19 protein-coding genes are annotated in these 17,015 nt (G+C 65.0%); 13 read left to right on the top strand and 6 right to left on the bottom strand.

Features of this window, described 5'->3' with window-relative positions:
• Positions 1-246: 246 nt before the first annotated feature.
• Positions 247-1,077, top strand: coding sequence for a DUF3108 domain-containing protein (locus tag GA0071312_RS16625; protein ID WP_074445864.1), 831 nt, complete (start codon positions 247-249; stop codon positions 1,075-1,077).
• A gap of 18 nt (positions 1,078-1,095) precedes the next feature.
• On the opposite strand, the gene GA0071312_RS16630 is transcribed toward GA0071312_RS16625, so the two are convergent.
• The 3 genes from GA0071312_RS16630 to GA0071312_RS19765 form a co-directional block, all read right to left on the bottom strand.
• Complete coding sequence (locus GA0071312_RS16630; RefSeq protein WP_074445865.1) at positions 1,096-2,115, bottom strand: alpha/beta hydrolase; 1,020 nt, start codon at positions 2,113-2,115, stop codon at positions 1,096-1,098.
• 318 nt (positions 2,116-2,433) lie between these two features.
• Positions 2,434-2,703 (bottom strand): hypothetical protein, encoded by a 270-nt coding sequence (locus GA0071312_RS16635; RefSeq protein WP_074445866.1) that lies wholly within the window; start codon positions 2,701-2,703, stop codon positions 2,434-2,436.
• 16 nt (positions 2,704-2,719) lie between these two features.
• On the bottom strand, positions 2,720-3,037 hold the full coding sequence (locus GA0071312_RS19765; RefSeq protein WP_131817850.1) for a hypothetical protein: 318 nt from the start codon (positions 3,035-3,037) through the stop codon (positions 2,720-2,722).
• A gap of 424 nt (positions 3,038-3,461) precedes the next feature.
• On the opposite strand from GA0071312_RS19765, the gene GA0071312_RS16640 reads away from it, so the two are divergent.
• From GA0071312_RS16640 to GA0071312_RS16695, 12 genes are all read left to right on the top strand, one after another.
• Positions 3,462-4,268 (top strand): hypothetical protein, encoded by an 807-nt coding sequence (locus GA0071312_RS16640; RefSeq protein WP_131817851.1) that lies wholly within the window; start codon positions 3,462-3,464, stop codon positions 4,266-4,268.
• Between the two features lie 24 nt (positions 4,269-4,292).
• A complete protein-coding gene (gene sctJ, locus GA0071312_RS16645; RefSeq protein ID WP_074445868.1) occupies positions 4,293-5,153 on the top strand; it encodes a type III secretion system inner membrane ring lipoprotein SctJ in 861 nt (286 codons plus the stop codon).
• Complete coding sequence (locus tag GA0071312_RS16650; protein WP_074445869.1) at positions 5,150-6,127, top strand: hypothetical protein; 978 nt, start codon at positions 5,150-5,152, stop codon at positions 6,125-6,127. Before sctJ ends, GA0071312_RS16650 begins: the two co-directional genes overlap by 4 nt.
• Positions 6,128-6,407: 280 nt before the next feature.
• Complete coding sequence (sctL, locus tag GA0071312_RS19455) at positions 6,408-6,980, top strand: type III secretion system stator protein SctL (protein ID WP_074445870.1); 573 nt, start codon at positions 6,408-6,410, stop codon at positions 6,978-6,980.
• 54 nt (positions 6,981-7,034) lie between these two features.
• Positions 7,035-8,501, top strand: coding sequence for a FliI/YscN family ATPase (locus tag GA0071312_RS16660; protein WP_083204641.1), 1,467 nt, complete (start codon positions 7,035-7,037; stop codon positions 8,499-8,501).
• Positions 8,501-8,971, top strand: a complete 471-nt coding sequence (locus GA0071312_RS16665) for a hypothetical protein (protein WP_074445871.1) — start codon at positions 8,501-8,503, stop codon at positions 8,969-8,971. Before GA0071312_RS16660 ends, GA0071312_RS16665 begins: the two co-directional genes overlap by 1 nt.
• Positions 8,968-10,059 (top strand): type III secretion system cytoplasmic ring protein SctQ, encoded by a 1,092-nt coding sequence (sctQ, locus tag GA0071312_RS16670; protein WP_074445872.1) that lies wholly within the window; start codon positions 8,968-8,970, stop codon positions 10,057-10,059. The genes GA0071312_RS16665 and sctQ overlap by 4 nt, the downstream gene beginning before the upstream one ends.
• Positions 10,056-10,724 carry a type III secretion system export apparatus subunit SctR gene (gene sctR / locus GA0071312_RS16675; protein ID WP_074445873.1) on the top strand — a complete coding sequence of 223 codons (669 nt, stop codon included), beginning with the start codon at positions 10,056-10,058 and terminating at the stop codon, positions 10,722-10,724. Before sctQ ends, sctR begins: the two co-directional genes overlap by 4 nt.
• A gap of 3 nt (positions 10,725-10,727) precedes the next feature.
• On the top strand, positions 10,728-10,997 hold the full coding sequence (locus GA0071312_RS16680; protein ID WP_074445874.1) for a flagellar biosynthetic protein FliQ: 270 nt from the start codon (positions 10,728-10,730) through the stop codon (positions 10,995-10,997).
• A 4-nt stretch (positions 10,998-11,001) separates the two neighbouring features.
• Positions 11,002-11,823 carry a type III secretion system export apparatus subunit SctT gene (gene sctT / locus GA0071312_RS16685; RefSeq protein ID WP_074445875.1) on the top strand — a complete coding sequence of 274 codons (822 nt, stop codon included), beginning with the start codon at positions 11,002-11,004 and terminating at the stop codon, positions 11,821-11,823.
• Between the two features lie 18 nt (positions 11,824-11,841).
• Positions 11,842-12,894, top strand: coding sequence for an EscU/YscU/HrcU family type III secretion system export apparatus switch protein (locus GA0071312_RS16690; RefSeq protein WP_074445876.1), 1,053 nt, complete (start codon positions 11,842-11,844; stop codon positions 12,892-12,894).
• 140 nt (positions 12,895-13,034) lie between these two features.
• Positions 13,035-13,856, top strand: a complete 822-nt coding sequence (locus GA0071312_RS16695; protein ID WP_074445877.1) for a universal stress protein — start codon at positions 13,035-13,037, stop codon at positions 13,854-13,856.
• Between the two features lie 147 nt (positions 13,857-14,003).
• Here GA0071312_RS16695 and GA0071312_RS16700 read toward each other — a convergent pair whose 3' ends face one another.
• From GA0071312_RS16700 to pcaF, 3 genes are all read right to left on the bottom strand, one after another.
• Positions 14,004-15,371, bottom strand: a complete 1,368-nt coding sequence (locus GA0071312_RS16700; RefSeq protein ID WP_074445878.1) for an MATE family efflux transporter — start codon at positions 15,369-15,371, stop codon at positions 14,004-14,006.
• 13 nt (positions 15,372-15,384) lie between these two features.
• Positions 15,385-15,657, bottom strand: a complete 273-nt coding sequence (locus GA0071312_RS16705; RefSeq protein WP_074445879.1) for a DUF6460 domain-containing protein — start codon at positions 15,655-15,657, stop codon at positions 15,385-15,387.
• Between the two features lie 99 nt (positions 15,658-15,756).
• The gene (gene pcaF, locus GA0071312_RS16710; protein ID WP_074446287.1) at positions 15,757-16,962 is read right to left on the bottom strand and encodes a 3-oxoadipyl-CoA thiolase; all 1,206 of its coding nucleotides are present in this window, start codon (positions 16,960-16,962) and stop codon (positions 15,757-15,759) included.
• Positions 16,963-17,015: the final 53 nt, after the last annotated feature.

Consider the following 17,015-nt stretch of genomic DNA (forward strand, 5'->3'; position numbering starts at 1 on the left):
AGAAGAGCGCTGCGTATAAGCGAGGAAGCAGGGTCACGTCAAGGATAGGAGAGCGTTAACCTTCATCGCGCAGCTTGGAAAACGGTAACGCGTTCGCTCCGGAGCGATTCGCCGGCTGATTCGACGTCGCCCGCCACCGGAGCCAATCATACGAGGAGCCGCGCAATGCGGACCATGCGCTCTCAATCCGCCCCCTCCCCCGCCATGCGTGCGACCGGGGCCCCTGCTTGTGCCCGGCGATCCGGCATGCGCCGCCGCGGGATCACCGGGGCGATCGCGGCCTTGTCGCTGACATGTGCCTTCGCGCTGACGGCGCCGGCAAAGGCCGCCGAAATGGAAGCGGTCTACAAGATCTCGATCGCCGGATTTTCGGTCGGCACCGCCGACGTCAAGAGTCACTTCGACGGATCCGCCTACAATATCGATCTGCAGGCCCGGCTGACCGGTCTCGCGGGGGTGCTCGTCAGCGGGCGCGGCGCGGCGAGCGCGCGCGGAACCGTCTCGGGGAGGCAGGTGATGCCCCGTGCCTTCGCGGCGAATTCACGCAGCTCCCAGGCGAGTCGCACGGTGCGCATGGGGCTGAACAACGGCACCGTCGCGGCTGTCGAGATCGAGCCGCCGCTGAAGGACCATGCCGATGCCATCCCCGTCCAGGCCGCGCATAAAAGTGGTGTGGTCGATCCCGTGAGCGCGTTTCTGATGCCGGCGACGATCCGCAGCAATCCCGCCGATCAACGCAATTGCGAGCGCACCATTCCCGTCTTCGACGGTGCGGCGCGTTTCGACATCATTCTGAGCTATGACGGCACCCGTGATTTCAGTCGCCCCGGCTATTCCGGGCAAGTGCTGGTCTGCAAGGCGCGTTTTCGCGCCGTCTCGGGGCATCGACCGTCGCGCGAGGCGGTGCGCTTCATGGAGGAAAACCGCGACATGGCGGTCTGGCTCGCCCCCTTCCCGGCCAATGATTCACTCGTGCCGATGCGCATCGAACTGCGCACGCAGATCGGCATGAGCGTAATCGAAGCCGGGCGGGTGAAGCTTTCACCGACACCGCGCCGGGCTGCCTCCGTGCAGTAACCGCCGCGCAGCGAGCGCTCAGCGGGCGCGTTCGATCGCCCGCTGCACGACGCGGCGGACGTCTTCATTGGAGAGAAAAAGGTCGTGGTTGAGAATGCCGCGACCGAATGCGCTGGCATCGGCGACGCGCACGCCCATGGCCGTCAGGCGTTCGCGTTCTGCGGCGCCGGCGCGGGCGACACCGCCGGCGATGCGCTGCGACGCCATCAGGGCGCGGTCGCGCGACGAGACGATCACGGTGATGCGCGGCGCATCCGGACCGAGGCGGTTCACCGCCTGCTCGAACTGATCGATATCGACATCCGGCGCAGCCAGAACCACGGCGCCGATGCGCGCCATCGCCCGATCACCACCGGAGCCGCGCAGCATCCGCAGCGTTTCCAGCGCCAGCAGCGAGCCCATGGAATGCGCCACGATATGGACGCGCCCGCCGCTCGGCGACTGCGCCAGCGTGAGCATCAGTTCCTCCAGCGCATCACGCGACCACATGGCGCTCTCGCGATCATAGGCGTAGTCGAACGTCCCCCCGGCAGAGGGCCAGGTGAACAGGCCGGGCGCGCCACGAAAACCGATACCGTCGGCGAGTTCGGCAGCACTCGCAGCCGCGCTCTCGAAGGTCTCGCGATAGCCGTGCACATAGAGCAGCACATCCTTGCCCAAAGCCGCGCGGGCAAAGGCGTCGGCGGCATCGCGGGAGATGACGTCATCGATACCCGCCACCTGCCAGCCGCCCGAGACGATATTGCTGACGCGGGCCGTCAGACCCGTCGCTGGCGGAGTCAGCCGGGCCCGGGCGAAGGTGAGGCCGGTGCCGCGTTCGGGCCCGAAGAACGGGGCTTCGCCTGCCGGACTCGCGGGGCGCCGGGTGGTGGCGACGAGGAGCGTCGGCTCCCGGGACATGCTCGCGCGCGGATCACCGCCGGGGCTTCCCGCACCGGCGATTCCGAAGCAGCCGCCGAGAAGCAGGCTGCCGCCGCCGACGAGGAAGGCACGACGGGAGGCGCGGATCTTCGATACTGAACTCGGCTGACGCGCCATGATCGGGATGCACCGTCTCTGGGGGGCTACGGGACTGAGATGAGATAAAAGGAGTCCGGATCGCACGCGATGCCGCGCCCGTGCTGCGCGGGCGTGCCGGTCCGGGAGGAATTCAATGCATTGCGATTGGGGCGAGCTTGCGGCGGAATCGGCGATCGAAAACGGCATATCGATCCGTTATGGCTCGCAGACGCACTTCTTGCAGGGAGATCTTTCTCCGGTGGTGCGCATGTCCGACCCGGCTCGCGCAACGAAGCCGCCGGCGCCGCAATTGGGGCGCCGACGGCGCGGTCAGCCATCGCGGCGTTTGCGCGAACCTCAGCCGGGAATCTGGCCGAACGGCACCGTGCCGGTGGTCGGAGCGGGCTCGCGCGGGGCGGGCGGCATGTTCGCCACCTCGTGCCACCAGGTCCAGCATTCCGTCTCGATCGCCGGCATGACCGGGCGGGACGAAGGGAAGCGCCGGTCGTTGTTGAAGGCGTCACGCAGCGAAGCGAGTCGCGCATTCGCGGCATTGCGCTGGTCCTCGTTGCCCTGTTCGGTCACGAAAAGCAGACGATAGACGATTTCACGATTGGGGAGGCGCATGGGTCAGACTCCACCGTCAGCCGAAATAGCTGTTGTACAGGGAGGCATAGTTCTCGCGGCGCCCCTGCGGCAGCCTGTCGTATTCCTGCCCGAGAGTCTGAGCAGCCGGACCTGCCTGACTGTCTTCGGTTGCGGCAGCGCTCTGTGCCGCCTGCGCCCCGACCAGTGGTGCCTGTGTCGTACCAGCGGGAGAATCACCCGCGCCCACCGGAGCCGTGTCCGATGTTGGAATCGTGAAGCCGGCGTCAACAGCACCCGGAACGATCGAGCTGCGCTGTGCGCCCGAATTCGGCCCTACGGGTAAGCCGAGCGGATTATAGTTAGAAACGCTCATTGTCTTTCATTTATCCCATGCATCATAATTGCCGCACATCATAAGCAGAATGCGCGTCATCTTCAAGAGAAGATTGAGATCGCGATACAACTCATGCGCTGTTCAAGGATGCTACATCTAACACAAATATGTTTCAGTTTAAAGCATAATTTTTGTGAATTGAATTTCTATGTATGTATGCGATTTTATATGATCTGAGCTGGCGTTTGCTCGCCGCAGCACATACCCCTCGCGCCGACAGGCCGGGAACCGGCACGGGAAAACAGACGCCTGCCGTAAAGCGCTGTTAATCGTATTTTCAGTCTGTATCGCGCAAAGATTGTACGACGCGATGCGCAATCATAGAATGCGTTTCGTCCCGGGCAGGCGATGCCCGGCAGTCGAGCCGCATGGCACGGACGCCATCATCGTCAGGGAGATGCGCTTGGATACCATCGGACCCGCATCCGTCAGCGGTTTTCACGTCGGTGCGCCGGGCCCCGGCGCGGATCCGGCGGGCAGCGATGCGCGGGCGTTCAATGCGGTCTACCGCGAAGCGCTGGGCCAGGCACCGGCTGCGCGCGAGCTCAATCCCCGCGCCGATCTGCGCACCTTCGGAGACAATTTTCGTAATCTCGAGCGTACGCTGGAAACAGAGCGCACCGCCATGATGCAGGTGTTGATGCCGCCCACGATCGGAGCCGGCGAGGCGCATGGCCAGAATTATCGCCATGCCGCTCAGACTGCGTCGGTCTCGGGCGGCAGCGCCGACACTTTTGCCCCGGCTGCCGGTGGTGGAGCGGAGCGCGGACATTTCACCTCGCATGATCAGCAGCGCCTCGCCCGCGATTCCGACCGGATCCAGCCGATCTTCTCCGATCACAGCCAGCGCGCGGTCCCGGTGGTGCAATCGGCGCTGGGCATGAACGGAGAAACAAAAGCCAATACGATCGATTTCGCCGGCGAGATCAGCCACCTCACCAACCGCCTCGACACCGTGATGGGCGATTTGCGCGAGACCATCGCACAACCGCGACCGGATTCGCCCGAGGAAGCCATGGAGCACAATTCCAAAGTGCACGCCCTGACGCGTGAAGGTGACAAGCTCAATACCGAACGCAGCATGATGATGTCGCTGCACATGGCCGCTCACCAGGAGACGCGTGTGCGCATGCTCTCGGCCTTCGAGCACGTCACGGGTATGGTGAAGAAAATTAACGAGATCTTCAATCAACTCAAGCAAGGGTCGTAATCCGATGACGAGGACGATCCTGAGATGCGCGGCCTTTCACGCTCTTTCATTGTGACGCTTTGCCTGTTCCTGGCTGCCTGCCAGGTCGAGCTCTACGGCAATCTGTCGCAACGTGAGGCGAATGAGATGATCGCGGTTCTGGCCCGTTCGGGAATCGAGGCTACGCGCGAACCGGTCAGCGAAGGGATTTTTCGCGTCATGGTCGCAGAATCCGAGATGGCCGCCGCCGTCGAGGCACTGGCCGGAGCCGGCCTGCCAGCGGAACGCTTCCAGTCGCTCGGCGAGATCTTTCCCGGAGACGGGCTGATCGTCTCGCCCTACGAGCAGCGCATCCGCACCATGCATGCGCTGAACCAGGAGATCGCCCGGACGATCAGCACGATTTCCGGCGTGCGCAACGCGCGTGTCCACATCGTCCTGCCCGAGCTCGATCTGCGCGGACAGCCGATGAACCAGCCCTCGGCCTCGATCCTGATTCATCATGAGCCCGGCCTCGACACGGAACCCTTGACCACACGCGTGCGCATGCTCGTCACCAATGCTGTCCAGGGCATGGACTTCCGCAACGTCGCTGTCGCTTTCTTCGATGCGTCTCACGGGCTCTCCGGAGCAATGGGGACGGCTGCCGCAAGCGGGGCGCCTGCCGGAGATACGGCACCGCCTGACGCCCGGCCCGATACGGCGACCGGCGCCGGCACGCCCCCCAAGCCCGCCGCGGCATCATCAGCACAGACTCCGTCTGCCGAAACCGGCGAGACTGCACCGCCCCTGCCCTTCATGACACGCATTGCCCCCTACATCTTCTGGGCGGCAGCCCTTGCCATGGCGGCGGGTGCAGGCTTCCTCGCATGGCGCCAGCGCGTTGCCACGAGAGGCGCCTCATGACGCCGGTACAGGGTCGCGTGCAAAGCGCCGTCTCGCCGCAGCCCGGCGCCGTTTCCGCTCCCGTCGATGACGGTGCCTGGCTGCGTTCACCGCGCCTGACCGGCAATGACGGCGATAGTGGCCATCCCCGCCACAGGCGTGTACCGATCATTCTGGAATCGGCCTGCGAAGATCCCTCCGCCCTGCTCGCCCTGCTCGGCGAGGTGCGCATCGCGGCGCTGACGGGCCTGCCGGAAGCCGCAATCAGCAATTTCGCTCACGCCCGCGCCGGCCTGCAAAGACGTTTTGCGGCCCGTCTGCGCGAGCGTCTCGGGCTGACCCGGCGCCAGGTCGCGGCCGCCCGCCACATTCCCGGCGACCCCGCGATCATCATGCGCGCCATCGGCTTTTTCGCCACCACCATGCGACTTGCCGACACGCCGCGCGTGATGGGCCGCGACGCGATGCGCCGGCTTGCGGAACGATATGGCGAAGAAGCGCTCTCCTTCGCCCTGGTGCAGAGGCCTTTGCTGACGCAGAGCATCGAGGCACTGCGCGAATTCATCGCCGAGCCGCCCGTCAGCGATGCGGACAAACGCATGTTCGTGCGCGCGCTCGCCGCCCATGGCCATGACGGCGCCGCCTGTGTGGCGCTGCTGCTTGATCTGCCGGTCGCGATCGCAACACGCGGCTTCGCCGATCGTTTCGACGCGGTGATCACCGGCCTGCCCACCCTGGCCGCCCGGGCCCTGACGCGCGTGATCGGGGATCATGCAGCCGCAGATACCCATCAGGATACGAGCGGCGGCGGCCATAGCGTCATGCCCTCCCCCGAGGAGGTCCATGCTGCGGAAGCGCAATGGCGCGCCGATGGCCTCGCGGACGACCCTGCCGCAGCCGGGGGCGATGCGGCCTCTGATGCTTCGATGACGGGAGAGATTGCGGTCGGCAAGGATGGTTCACCCGGAGGCGAAAATGACGAACCCGCAGCCTGAAGCCCCGCCCGCATCACAGCCGACACCCGATCCCGGGACGAAAGCGTCGCGCCCACAGGCGCCGCCCGATGCATCCGCGCAACCACCACCCCCGGCGGCACCGCGAACGCCGCCTCAGAGACCGCCGCGAACACAACCCCAGAGGCCTGTGCAGAGGCCTCCGCAGAGACCGCCCGAGGCAGCGGCGGCACAGGCTGCGTCGTCGAAGGCAGCGGAGTCACAGCCCCCGGCACAACCGGCCGCAGGCGATGCGGCGGGCCAGCCGGAGAATTCGGTTTTCGTGCCCGCCACGAAAGTGCTCTCGGCGGAGGAGATGAAGGTGCTGCGCATCGCGGATCGCTTCCGCGACGAGGCCCGGCGCCTGCATGACGGCATGGGCCGCAGCGTCGCCGAAGCGCAGGAGCAGGCCCGCAAGAAAGGTTATCAGGAAGGCTTCGAAAAGGGCCGTCTGGAGGCCCTTGAAACGCTCGTCGAAGCCATCGACCGGGTGCGCGAGCGCCTTGCGGCCTCGGATGAGGAACTCGCTGCCATCGTGCTCGGTGCGGTCGAGCGCATGCTCGGCGAAATGGACGAGCATGAACTCGCCCTGCGCTGTGTGCGGCGCGCCCTCGACGACGCGGCAGGCGACATCTGGGCCGTGGTGCGGGTCACACCGGACGAGGTTCCCTATCTCGAGGAAGGGCTGCGGCAATTGCCGATGACGGGCTCCTGGCCCGAAATCAAGGGCGTGGAGGCCGATCCGCTGCTCAAGCGCGGCGAGATCATTCTCGAAACCCCCAAGGGACGCATCCATGTGGGCATGCGCCAGCAGCTCTCACGGCTGAAGGCCGGACTGCAGAGCCTGGACGAATGAGGAGAGGCGCCACGCGCCATCGGCACATGCAGATGCCGCAATCGGGGAATCGGGATGGACCAGACGAGCGCACCGCCGAAATCACCGCGGGACGTCGACGCGCAGCGCCGAGAGCCGGCGCAGAAGCCGGCTGCGGCAAAGACGGGCTCGCAACAGCCCGAACGGCGCAATGCCGACCGCCAGACCGGCTTTGCCGGCAAGCTCGCCAAGCTGCAGCGCATCGTCGGCGGGATCGACACGCGCCGCTCCTCGGGACGCCTGCTCGCCGTGACCGGCCCCCTGATCCGCGCGGAACTGCCCGGCGCAGAGGTGGGCGAATTATGCGAATTGCGCGATCCTGATACCTCCGAAACGCGTTTCGCGGAGGTGGTCGGGCTCGACAACGCCACCGCCTTTCTTGCCCCCTATGGCGGCACCTCCGGCCTGTCGCTGCGCACCGAAGTGGTGGGCCTGCGCCGTCCGCCGACGGTGACCTGCGGCGACCATCTGCTCGGCACCGTCATCGACGCACTGGGCAATTTCATGGATTGGGGCGACGCCTCCGAGCCGCCACGGCCCGGCCCCGAGGCCGAGCGACGCCCGATCTCGGCGCAGGCCCCCGACCCGATGACGCGTCAGCCGATCAGGACACCGATGGAAATCGGCATCCGCTCGATCGATTCGCTGCTGACCATGGGGGTCGGCCAGCGAATGGGGATTTTCGGAACGGCGGGCGGCGGCAAGTCGACGCTGATGTCGGAGATCGTGATGCGCTGCGAAGCGGATGTCACCGTCGTGGCGCTGGTCGGCGAGCGCGGGCGCGAGGTCAACGATTTCCTCGAACACGCGCTGAGCAAGGAAAGCCGCGCGCGCTCGGTGATCGTCGCGGCGACATCGGACCGCCCCTCGGTGGAGCGCATGCAGGCCTCGCTCACCGCCACCGCAGTGGCCGAGCATTTTCGCGATCGCGGCATGAAGGTGCTGCTCTTCGTCGACACGGTGACGCGTCTGGCACGCGCCCTGCGCGAGATCGGCCTCTCCGCCGGCGAGCCACCGGGACGGCGCGGCTTCCCGCCCTCCGTCTATTCGACCTTGCCATTGCTGGTGGAGCGGGCCGGCCCCGCCGCCGTGGGATCGATCACCGCCTTCTATACCGTGCTGGTCGAAGGCGACATGAGCTCGGATCCGGTGGCCGAGGAGGTCAAGAGCCTGCTCGACGGCCATATCATCCTCTCGGAGAAACTCGCGGCGCAGGTGCATTATCCCGCCATCGACGTCATGGTCTCGAAAAGCCGTCTGTTCAACGATGTGGCGACGCCGGAACACCGCGCCGCCGCCGAGAAGATGCGCGAGCTCTATGCCCGCTACCAGGAACTCGAACTGCTGATCCAGGTCGGCGAGTACAAGCAGGGTACCGACGCCCTCAATGACGAGGCTGTCGCCAAGATCGAGATGATCAAGGCGCATCTCAAGCAGAAGCCGGGTGAAATCGCCAAATTCGCCGACACGATCGCGCGTCTGCGCGAGATCACGGGTGTGTGATGCGCGCGCAATTGCAGAAACTGATGACGATCCGCACCCTGCGCACGAAACAGCGCCGGCGCGATTACCAGAACGAACGCAACAATCTCGACGCGCTCACGCAGCAGATGGCGCAGAATACGGCCCGCATCGGGGAGGTCGAGGCAGCCCGTGCCTCGGCGGGGCGGCTGGGCAGCGCATCCGGCGAAACCTTCACCCAGACCGCCGTGATCGACAGCCAACGCCAGCGCTATTTCTACGATCTGCAATTGCGCGACCTCAAGACCGCGAAACTGCGCCTCGATCGCCAGATCAAGCTCCAGGAGAAAAAGGTCGCCGAGGCCCATGAAGCCCTGCGCGCCGCCGAGAAATCCGCCGAACAGCTCGACACCTTCGATGCCGAACTCGCCGAGAAAGAGGCGCGCGAAGCCGAGTTGCAGGAAGAGCTCCAGACCGAAATGCCGTCCAAACCACGCTGGAAACAGTCATGAACGCACCCTTCCGACGCATCGATCCGGCCCTGGCCCAACCCCTCGAACTCCCGACCCTCTCTCCGCGCGAAGCGGGTGACTGGCGCCGTCTGGCGCGCAACCGGGCCAATCCGCAATTCCAGACCGGTATCGGGCGTATCGTCCTCGCTCTGGCGGATCCCGCTGCCCTCACGGCCTGGGAGGGCGGCTGGACCCGGCTCGACCTGCTCTGCGCCGATCGCGCCGCGAGCCTCTGGCTGCCCGACGATATCGTCACCGCGATGCTGCGCGGCGCCCATCCCATGCTCGACGATACCGCCCTGTCCACAGCCGACCGGGCATTGCTGATCGATGCGCTGGAAAATGACCTGATCGACGCCTTCTCGCATGCGATCCGGGCGGAGATCGCCGTGGTCGCGGCTGAGCGCGGTCTGGCCATCGGCATACGGCCCGACTTCGTCTTCGAGGCCGGCGCCGCCGATACTGCCGCAGGCCAGGGCGGGGCGCGCTTTCCCATCGCCCTCAATTGCCACGCCATCGAGCGCGATCAGCTCATCGCGGCCCTGATCGCCGGACCGATCACCCGCAGCCCCTTTGCAGAGCTGACCACATCCATTGCATTCCGCTGCGGCTGCACGCGGCTGACACTCGCGGAATTCGCGTCACTGGAGACCGGTTGTGGGATTTCACTTGACGATACTACTTTAAGTTTTCAAAAGATTGTAGCAATCACGGCAGAGCGATTCGCCCAGACATGCAACTGGAAGACCATCAAGCCGACGCTCGACGGGCCGCTGCTGCGGCCCATGGATGCAACCACCCTCGCCTATTCGACGGATGCACGTGTGACCCAACAACCCGAAAAGCCTGAACAGGCGGCGCCGACCGGCAGCATCGACGAGATCCCGGTCCAGCTGGTCTTTGAACTGGGACGGCTCGAGATCCCGTTATCGGAGCTCGAAAGCCTGGCCGCCGGCTATGTCTTCGAACTGGGCAAGCCGCTGAGCCAGAGCGTCGACATCATTGCCAACGGACGCCGCGTCGGCACCGGTGAGCTGGTGCGCCTGGGTGAAGCCATCGGAGTGCGGGTCTCGAAGCTGGCGCGATGACGAATCTGGCGATCCCGACGTATTTTTCGCTCATCGTCCTTTCGGCGATCATCGCCGTCATTCCCTTCCTGGTCGTCGCTGCCACCTCATTCGCCAAGATCTCGATCGTTCTCTTCCTCGTGCGCAACGCGCTCGGCATCCAGCAGACGCCGCCGGGTGTGCTGATCAACACGGTGGCGATCGTGCTCACCCTGTTCATCATGGCGCCGATCCTGCGTGAGATGTACGGCATCATCACCGATCCGCGCCAGAGCTACGAGACGATGGCCGATTTCGAGGTCATTTTCCGAGAATCGACAGTGCCGCTGATCAGCTTCCTGCAAACGCATTCGCGACCGGAAGCCACGACCTTCTTCGTCGAAACGACCACGACGCTCTGGGCGCAGTACGATGTCGAGATGCAGGTCGCGGAAAACGACATCGTGGTGCTCTTGCCCGCCTTCCTGATCTCGGAACTGACCCGCGCCTTCGAGATCGGCTTCCTGCTCTATCTGCCGTTTCTCGTCATCGATTTCGTCGTCAGCGTGATCATCGTGGCGATGGGCATGTCGATGCTGTCGCCGACGGTGATCTCGACACCGCTGAAGCTCTTGCTCTTCGTCTTCATCGACGGCTGGTCGCGGCTGTTGCAGGGCCTTGTACTCTCCTACGTTCCGGGAGGCTGACGCATGGGCTCGTCCGGCCTCGTCGAGCAGATCTATGCCAGCTTCCTGACGGGCCTGATCATCGTGGCGCCGCCGATGATCGCGGCGATGGTGGTGGGTGTCGTGCTCGCCATTCTCATGGCCGCAACCCAGATCCAGGACCAGACCCTGCCGCAGCTGGTGAAGATCATCGTCATCCTCGCGGTGCTGATGATCGGCGGCGTGCCGATGTCGGCGCCGCTCTTCGACTATTCACGCACGCTCTTCGCCTCGTTTCACACCATGACGCGGTAAGGCGATGACGGAATTCGACGAAATCCTCACCGCCTGGCTCGGGCGCTACATGTGGACCGGGCTCGCCTTCGCCACAGGCTTTGCGCGCATCATCGCCGTGTTGCAGATCTTTCCGCTGTTCACCGCCCTCAATGTCCGGGGCACGATCCGTGCCACGCTCGCGATCGTGCTCACGATCCCGCTCGTGCCCCTGATCGAGCCGCAACTGATGCAGATGGGCATTCCCGATCTGTGGGTGATCGCGACCATCATGATCAAGGAATTCGTCTTCGGCCTGCTGCTTGGCGTTCTGATCGCGATTCCCTTCTGGGGCATCCAGGCTGCCGGCGACATTATCGACGTCTCGCGCGGCGCCAGCATGGCCAATGTCGCCGATCCGGTGAACGCGGACGAGAATTCGCTCACCGGTGTCGTCCTGCTCTACGCCTCGCTGGCGATCTTCGTGGTCGCGGGCGGGATGCAATTGGTGATAGAATTAATTTACCATTCCTACAGCATATTGAACATCAGTGACGTCGCCCCTCCGATGGGGGTGGCGACGGTGACGGCGATCGGTGACCTGCTGACGCGGATGTTCACGCTGGGCGTCATCATTTCGGGGCCGCTGATGATCGCGCTGATCGTTATCGACCTGACCCTCGTCTTCGGGCACCGGATCGCACAGCAAATCGAGGTTTCGGAATTTGCCGCCATCGTGAAGAACCTGTGCGTATGCGCCTTCATCCCGCTCTACGCCTTGTTCCTTGAAGAATACATGCTCGACGACTGGCGCGAACTGATGCGTTTCGTCGAAGCCTTCCTGCTGATGGGGGAAGTGCGCGAATAAGGCCGGGAGAAGCAGGGCATGTCGGGCAAGGATGATTCCGAAGAGGCCACTCTCGAGCCCACCCCCCAGAAACTCAAACAACTGCGCGACAAGGGCCAGATCCCGCGCAGCCGGGAGGTCACCGGCGCGGTAACGCTGATCACGGTGCTCTTCTACGTGCTCGCGACTTACGATTCGATGATCGACAGCTTCGCGATCGGCTTCATCGACAACCCCGTCTTCAACGGCGCCCCCTTCGATGAGCGCCTGCATGAAGCCACGCGCATGACGGTGCGCCTGACGCTCGAACTGGCCCTGCCCGTCATGGGGATCGCCATTGTCGGAGCGCTTGTGGCGACGATGCTCGATGTTGGCGGGTTCCTGTTTTCCATGGAATCGCTGACCCCGAATTTCGCCAAGTTCAACCCCGCAGAGGGGATCAAGAACATCTTCGCCCTGAAGAGCCTGATCGATCTTCTCAAGAGTACGGCAAAAATCATCATCTTCTTCGTCTGCATATATTTCATATTGCGCGGCTTTCTTGGTGATGTCATCTGGTCACCGACCTGCGGCATGGGGTGCATCTTCGATGTCGGCGGCACGATCATTCTCTACATCATTCTGATCTCGACATTTCTCATCCTCATCTTTGCGGCCATCGACTTCGTCATCGCGCGCATCCTGTTCAAGCGCGACAACATGATGACCCAGACCGAGATGAAGCGGGAGATGAAGGAATCCTTCGGTGATCCGCATGTCCGCGGCGAGCGCAACCGCATCCGCAAGGAGATGGCCGATACCGCCGGGCTCGTGGGCCCGAAAGCCGCCAATCTCTGGATCGCCGGGCCGAACGGCATGATCGGCATCGCCTACAAGCCCGAGCAATCCGGCGTCCCCATGCTCGCCGCCAAGGCACTGGCCGATAACGAGACGCGGGCGAGGGAGGTAGCGCATGAAAACGGCATCGCCATCGAGAGCAATCCCGAACTCTTCAAGCTCCTCATCACCGAGGGCAAGATCGGCCAGCCGATCCCGCGCGACAGCTTCACCGAAGTCGCCCAGGCCCTGGTGCGCGCCGGCTTCTCTGGCTGAGGCCGCAGGGAACGGGCTGCGCCCGGCAAGCGTTGCGAAAGATCAATGCAAAGCTTGGGCAGCATCAGCATGCTCGGGCATGACAGGCCAGGCAAAGATGAACCGCAGGCTGCAGGCGGTCGGCCACAGGAGGAAAGTGCATGTCTTACAAGGAAATCTTCGTCGTTCTCAGCCCTGAGGCCAAAGCTGTCGGACCCTATGCGGCCTCGCTGGCCAGGGCCTTCGACGCCAGCACCCGCGCGGCCGGCATCGCCATCGATCCGACGATGCCGAGCTATGTCATTCCGGAAATGCCGAGTGACGTGCTCGAGCAGGCGCGCGCAGCCAGCCGCGAGGAAGCGCAGGCCCGTCTCGCCTCCTATGAGGCCAAGGCCGGGGAAGTCGGGGTGCATGTCGACGGCTTCGTCCTGCAAGGCATGATGGATCGCTGCGCCGGACAGCTTGAGCGGATGGCGCGCTATTATGATCTCACCGTGGTCGAGCAACCCGGCTCCGATCGCGAGAAGGGCGGGCCGCTCTTCGTCGAGGCCATGCTCTTCGGTTCCGGGCGTCCGCTCCTGATCGTGCCCTACATCCAGCGCGCGCCGATGAAGCTCGACCATGTCATCGTGGCGTGGGACGAAAGCGCGACGGCTGCCAAGGCGGTCACGGCTGCGATGCCGCTCCTGAAGCAGGCCGGCACCGTCGAGATCGTCGGTGTCTCCACCGGTGCTGAAGCCGAGCGTGAGCGGGGCGAACGTCTCGCGAAGGTTCTCTCCGGCCACGGCATCAAGACGAAAGCGCGCATGCTGACCAATGTCGGCAGCGTCTCCGACAGCATTCTCTCGCATGCTGCGGATAACGGCGCGGATCTGATCGTGATGGGCGGCTACGGCCATTCGCGCATGCGCGAACTGGTCCTCGGCGGTGCCACACGCGGCATTCTCGAGAGCATGACGGTGCCGGTTCTGATGATGCACTGATCAGCGGTGCGGTTGCCTGGCGAGCGGGCAATGCAGCGCTCTTTCCCCTCTCCATCAGGGAGAGGGGAGTTCCGGTACGGCCTTCATGCAGGGCGAACCCTCCTGTCGCAACACGGCACGCCGGGCATGGTGTACGAATGATGCAGGTTATAGAGGCTGCGGCCAGTTACGCTGCTTTTCCAGTTGCGGATAGAGCAGCGCCTGGCCCGCGCCGCGCGCGCCGAGAAAGGCGAGGAAGGCGAGCCAGAGGCCGTGATTGCTCAGGCCGTCAGCGGTGACAATCCCGCCGATGCCGAGCGCGGCGAGATAAATGGCGAGCGATGCCAGCATCAGATTGCGCATGGCCCGCGTCCAGGTCGCGCCGATATAAATGCCGTCGAAGGCGAAAGCCAGCGCGCCGACCAGCGGCGCTGCCGCTGCATAGATCAGATAATCGCGCGCGAACAGGCGCACGGCGGCATCCGTCGTGATGAAATCGATGAAGAGCGGCCCGGCAAGCCAGAACACGGCCATGGCGAAGCAGCCGAGGCCGAGGCTCCACTGGATCGCGATGGTGACGGAGCGGCGGAAGGCGTGGCGGTTGCGCGCGCCATAGGCCTGCCCGCACATCGCTTCCGCTGCCGTGGCGGTGCCATCGAGGAAATACGAGCCCAGCGTGAACATCTTGTAGAGCACCGCATTGGCCGCGAGCGTGACATCGCCGGCCCGCGCGCCGATGGCGGCGAAGCTCGCAAAGGCCACGATCAGCGCCATGGTACGGATCATGATGTCGCCGTTCACCGCCAGCATGCGCTTCATTGCCGCCGGTTGCAGCGTCTCAGCGAGCGGGATGCGCAGCGGATTCGAGCCGAGCCGGCGCAGCACCAGCAGGCCGAGCCCCGCCGCGAGCGCCTCCGCCGCAAGCGTGCCCAGAGCCGCTCCCGCCACCCCCATTTCCAGCCCGACCACCAGCACGATGGTGAGCGCGATATTGATCAGATTGAGCCCGACCTGCAGCGCGAAACCGAGATCGGTGCGCCCGCGCCCGATCATCGAGCCGAGGATCGCATAATTCGCCAGGGTAAACGGCGCAGCCCAGATGCGGATATGGAAATACAAGGCCAGCGCAGCATTCACCTCTGTGCTCGCCCCCATCATCCGCAACGCGATCAGACCGATCGGCCATTGCAGCGCGATCAGCACCAGTCCGATCAGGATGGCGACGGCGATGGCGCGCGCGAGCGCCCGGTCGATCTCGCGATCATCACCGGCGCCGCTCGCCTGGGCGGTCAGGCCGGCCGTGCCCATGCGCAGGGCGCCGAAGCTCCAGAACAGAAAATCGAAGACGACCCCGCCCAAAGCCACGGCACCGAGCAGCGCCGCATCGCCGAGCCGCCCGATCACGGTCATGTCGACGAGGCCGAGCAACGGCGTCGTCATATGCGACAGCGTCATCGGCACGGCGATGACGAGCATGCGCCGATGCGAGACCTCGACCCGGCGCACCGGGCCCTCGCCGGGGGAAGCTGTGTTCATGCGTGAAAGCCGCTCAGCGCCCGCGTATCATGGCGAAGAGCCGCACCACGATCCAGATCGGGATGACGATCATGGCGCCGTAGACGAGCCACATGCCCAACGTGCCGAAAGCCTCGAAGCCCATGTTCCACAACGCTTCGAACATGCCAACGAGGTTGTCGAGCAGCCGCTGGGGCGTGAGTCCGAGCATCGCCATGAAGGCGCCGACCAGAAGCGAGAGGAAGGCTAGCCGCACCAGCACGCCGCCTGCCGAACCGCCGATCACCCGCCGAAATCCGCCTGCCATCTCGACCTCGTCCTGTCAGCATGAAACCCGCCCGCCGTCTTGACCGGTTCGCACGCGAAGCGCAAGGGGAACGGCGCGCAAGAGGGAAGAGCGATCGCGTCAGGAAACCCGTTCGAGCGCGATCGCAGCCCCCTGCCCCACGCCGACACACATCGTGGCCAGCGCATAGCGCCCCCCGCGCCGCGCGAGTTCCCGCGCCGCCGTGGCGGTGATGCGTGCGCCGGACATGCCCAGCGGGTGGCCGAGCGCAATGGCGCCGCCATTGGGATTGACGAAATCAGCATCATCCGCGATGCCGAGCTCGCGCAGGCTCGCCAGCCCCTGCGAGGCGAAGGCCTCGTTGAGCTCGATCACATCGAAATCAGAGATCGTCATGCCAAGCCGCTCCGTCAACTTGCGCGAGGCGGGCGCCGGCCCGATCCCCATGATGCGCGGCGCGACGCCGGCACTGGCGAGGCCAAGCACGCGCGCGATCGGCGTCAGCCCGTATTTCTCCACCGCCGCCCCGGAGGCCACGATCATCGCCGCCGCGCCGTCATTGACGCCCGACGCATTGCCCGCCGTCACCGAGCCGGGCTCGCGAAACGGCGTCTTCAGCTTGGCCAGCATCTCCATGGTGGTCTCGGGACGCGGATGCTCGTCGGTATCGACGATGGTCACCTCGCCCTTGCGGCCCTTGATCTCGACCGGGGTGATCTCCCCGGCGAAATAGCCGTCGGCCTGCGCCTTGGCGGCGCGCTGCTGCGAGCGCAGGGCGAAGGCGTCCTGGTCCTCACGCGAGACGCCGAACTGCGCGGCCACGTTCTCGCCGGTCTCAGGCATGGAATCGATGCCGTATTGCTTCTTCATCAGCGGGTTGACGAAACGCCAGCCGATGGTGGTGTCGTGGATTTCAGCGCTGCGCTGGAAAGCGGTTTCCGCCTTGCCCATGACGAAGGGCGCGCGGGTCATGCTTTCGACGCCGCCCGATATGGCGAGATCGATCTCGCCTGCCTTGATCGCCCGCGCAGCGGCGCCCACCGCTTCCATGCCCGAGGCACAGAGCCGGTTGAGCGTCACGCCCGGCACGCTCTCGGGCAGCCCGGCCAGCAGGCTCGCCATGCGCGCCACGTTGCGGTTGTCCTCGCCGGCCTGGTTGGCACAGCCGAAATAGACCTCTTCGAGCGCGTCCGCGATGGCGGGATTGCGGGCAAGCAGAGCGCGCAGCGGGATCGCGCCGAGATCATCGGTGCGCACCTTCGCGAGTGCGCCGCCGAAGCGGCCGATGGGCGTGCGCAGATAATCGCAGATGAAGGCCTCGGCCATGATCTCGTCTCCTCCTCGTGGCGCCGGCGGGCGCGCGTTCGTTCCGGGATCGC

The sequence above is a fragment of the Saliniramus fredricksonii genome (genome assembly GCF_900094735.1).
Lineage (GTDB): Bacteria > Pseudomonadota > Alphaproteobacteria > Rhizobiales > Beijerinckiaceae > Saliniramus > Saliniramus fredricksonii.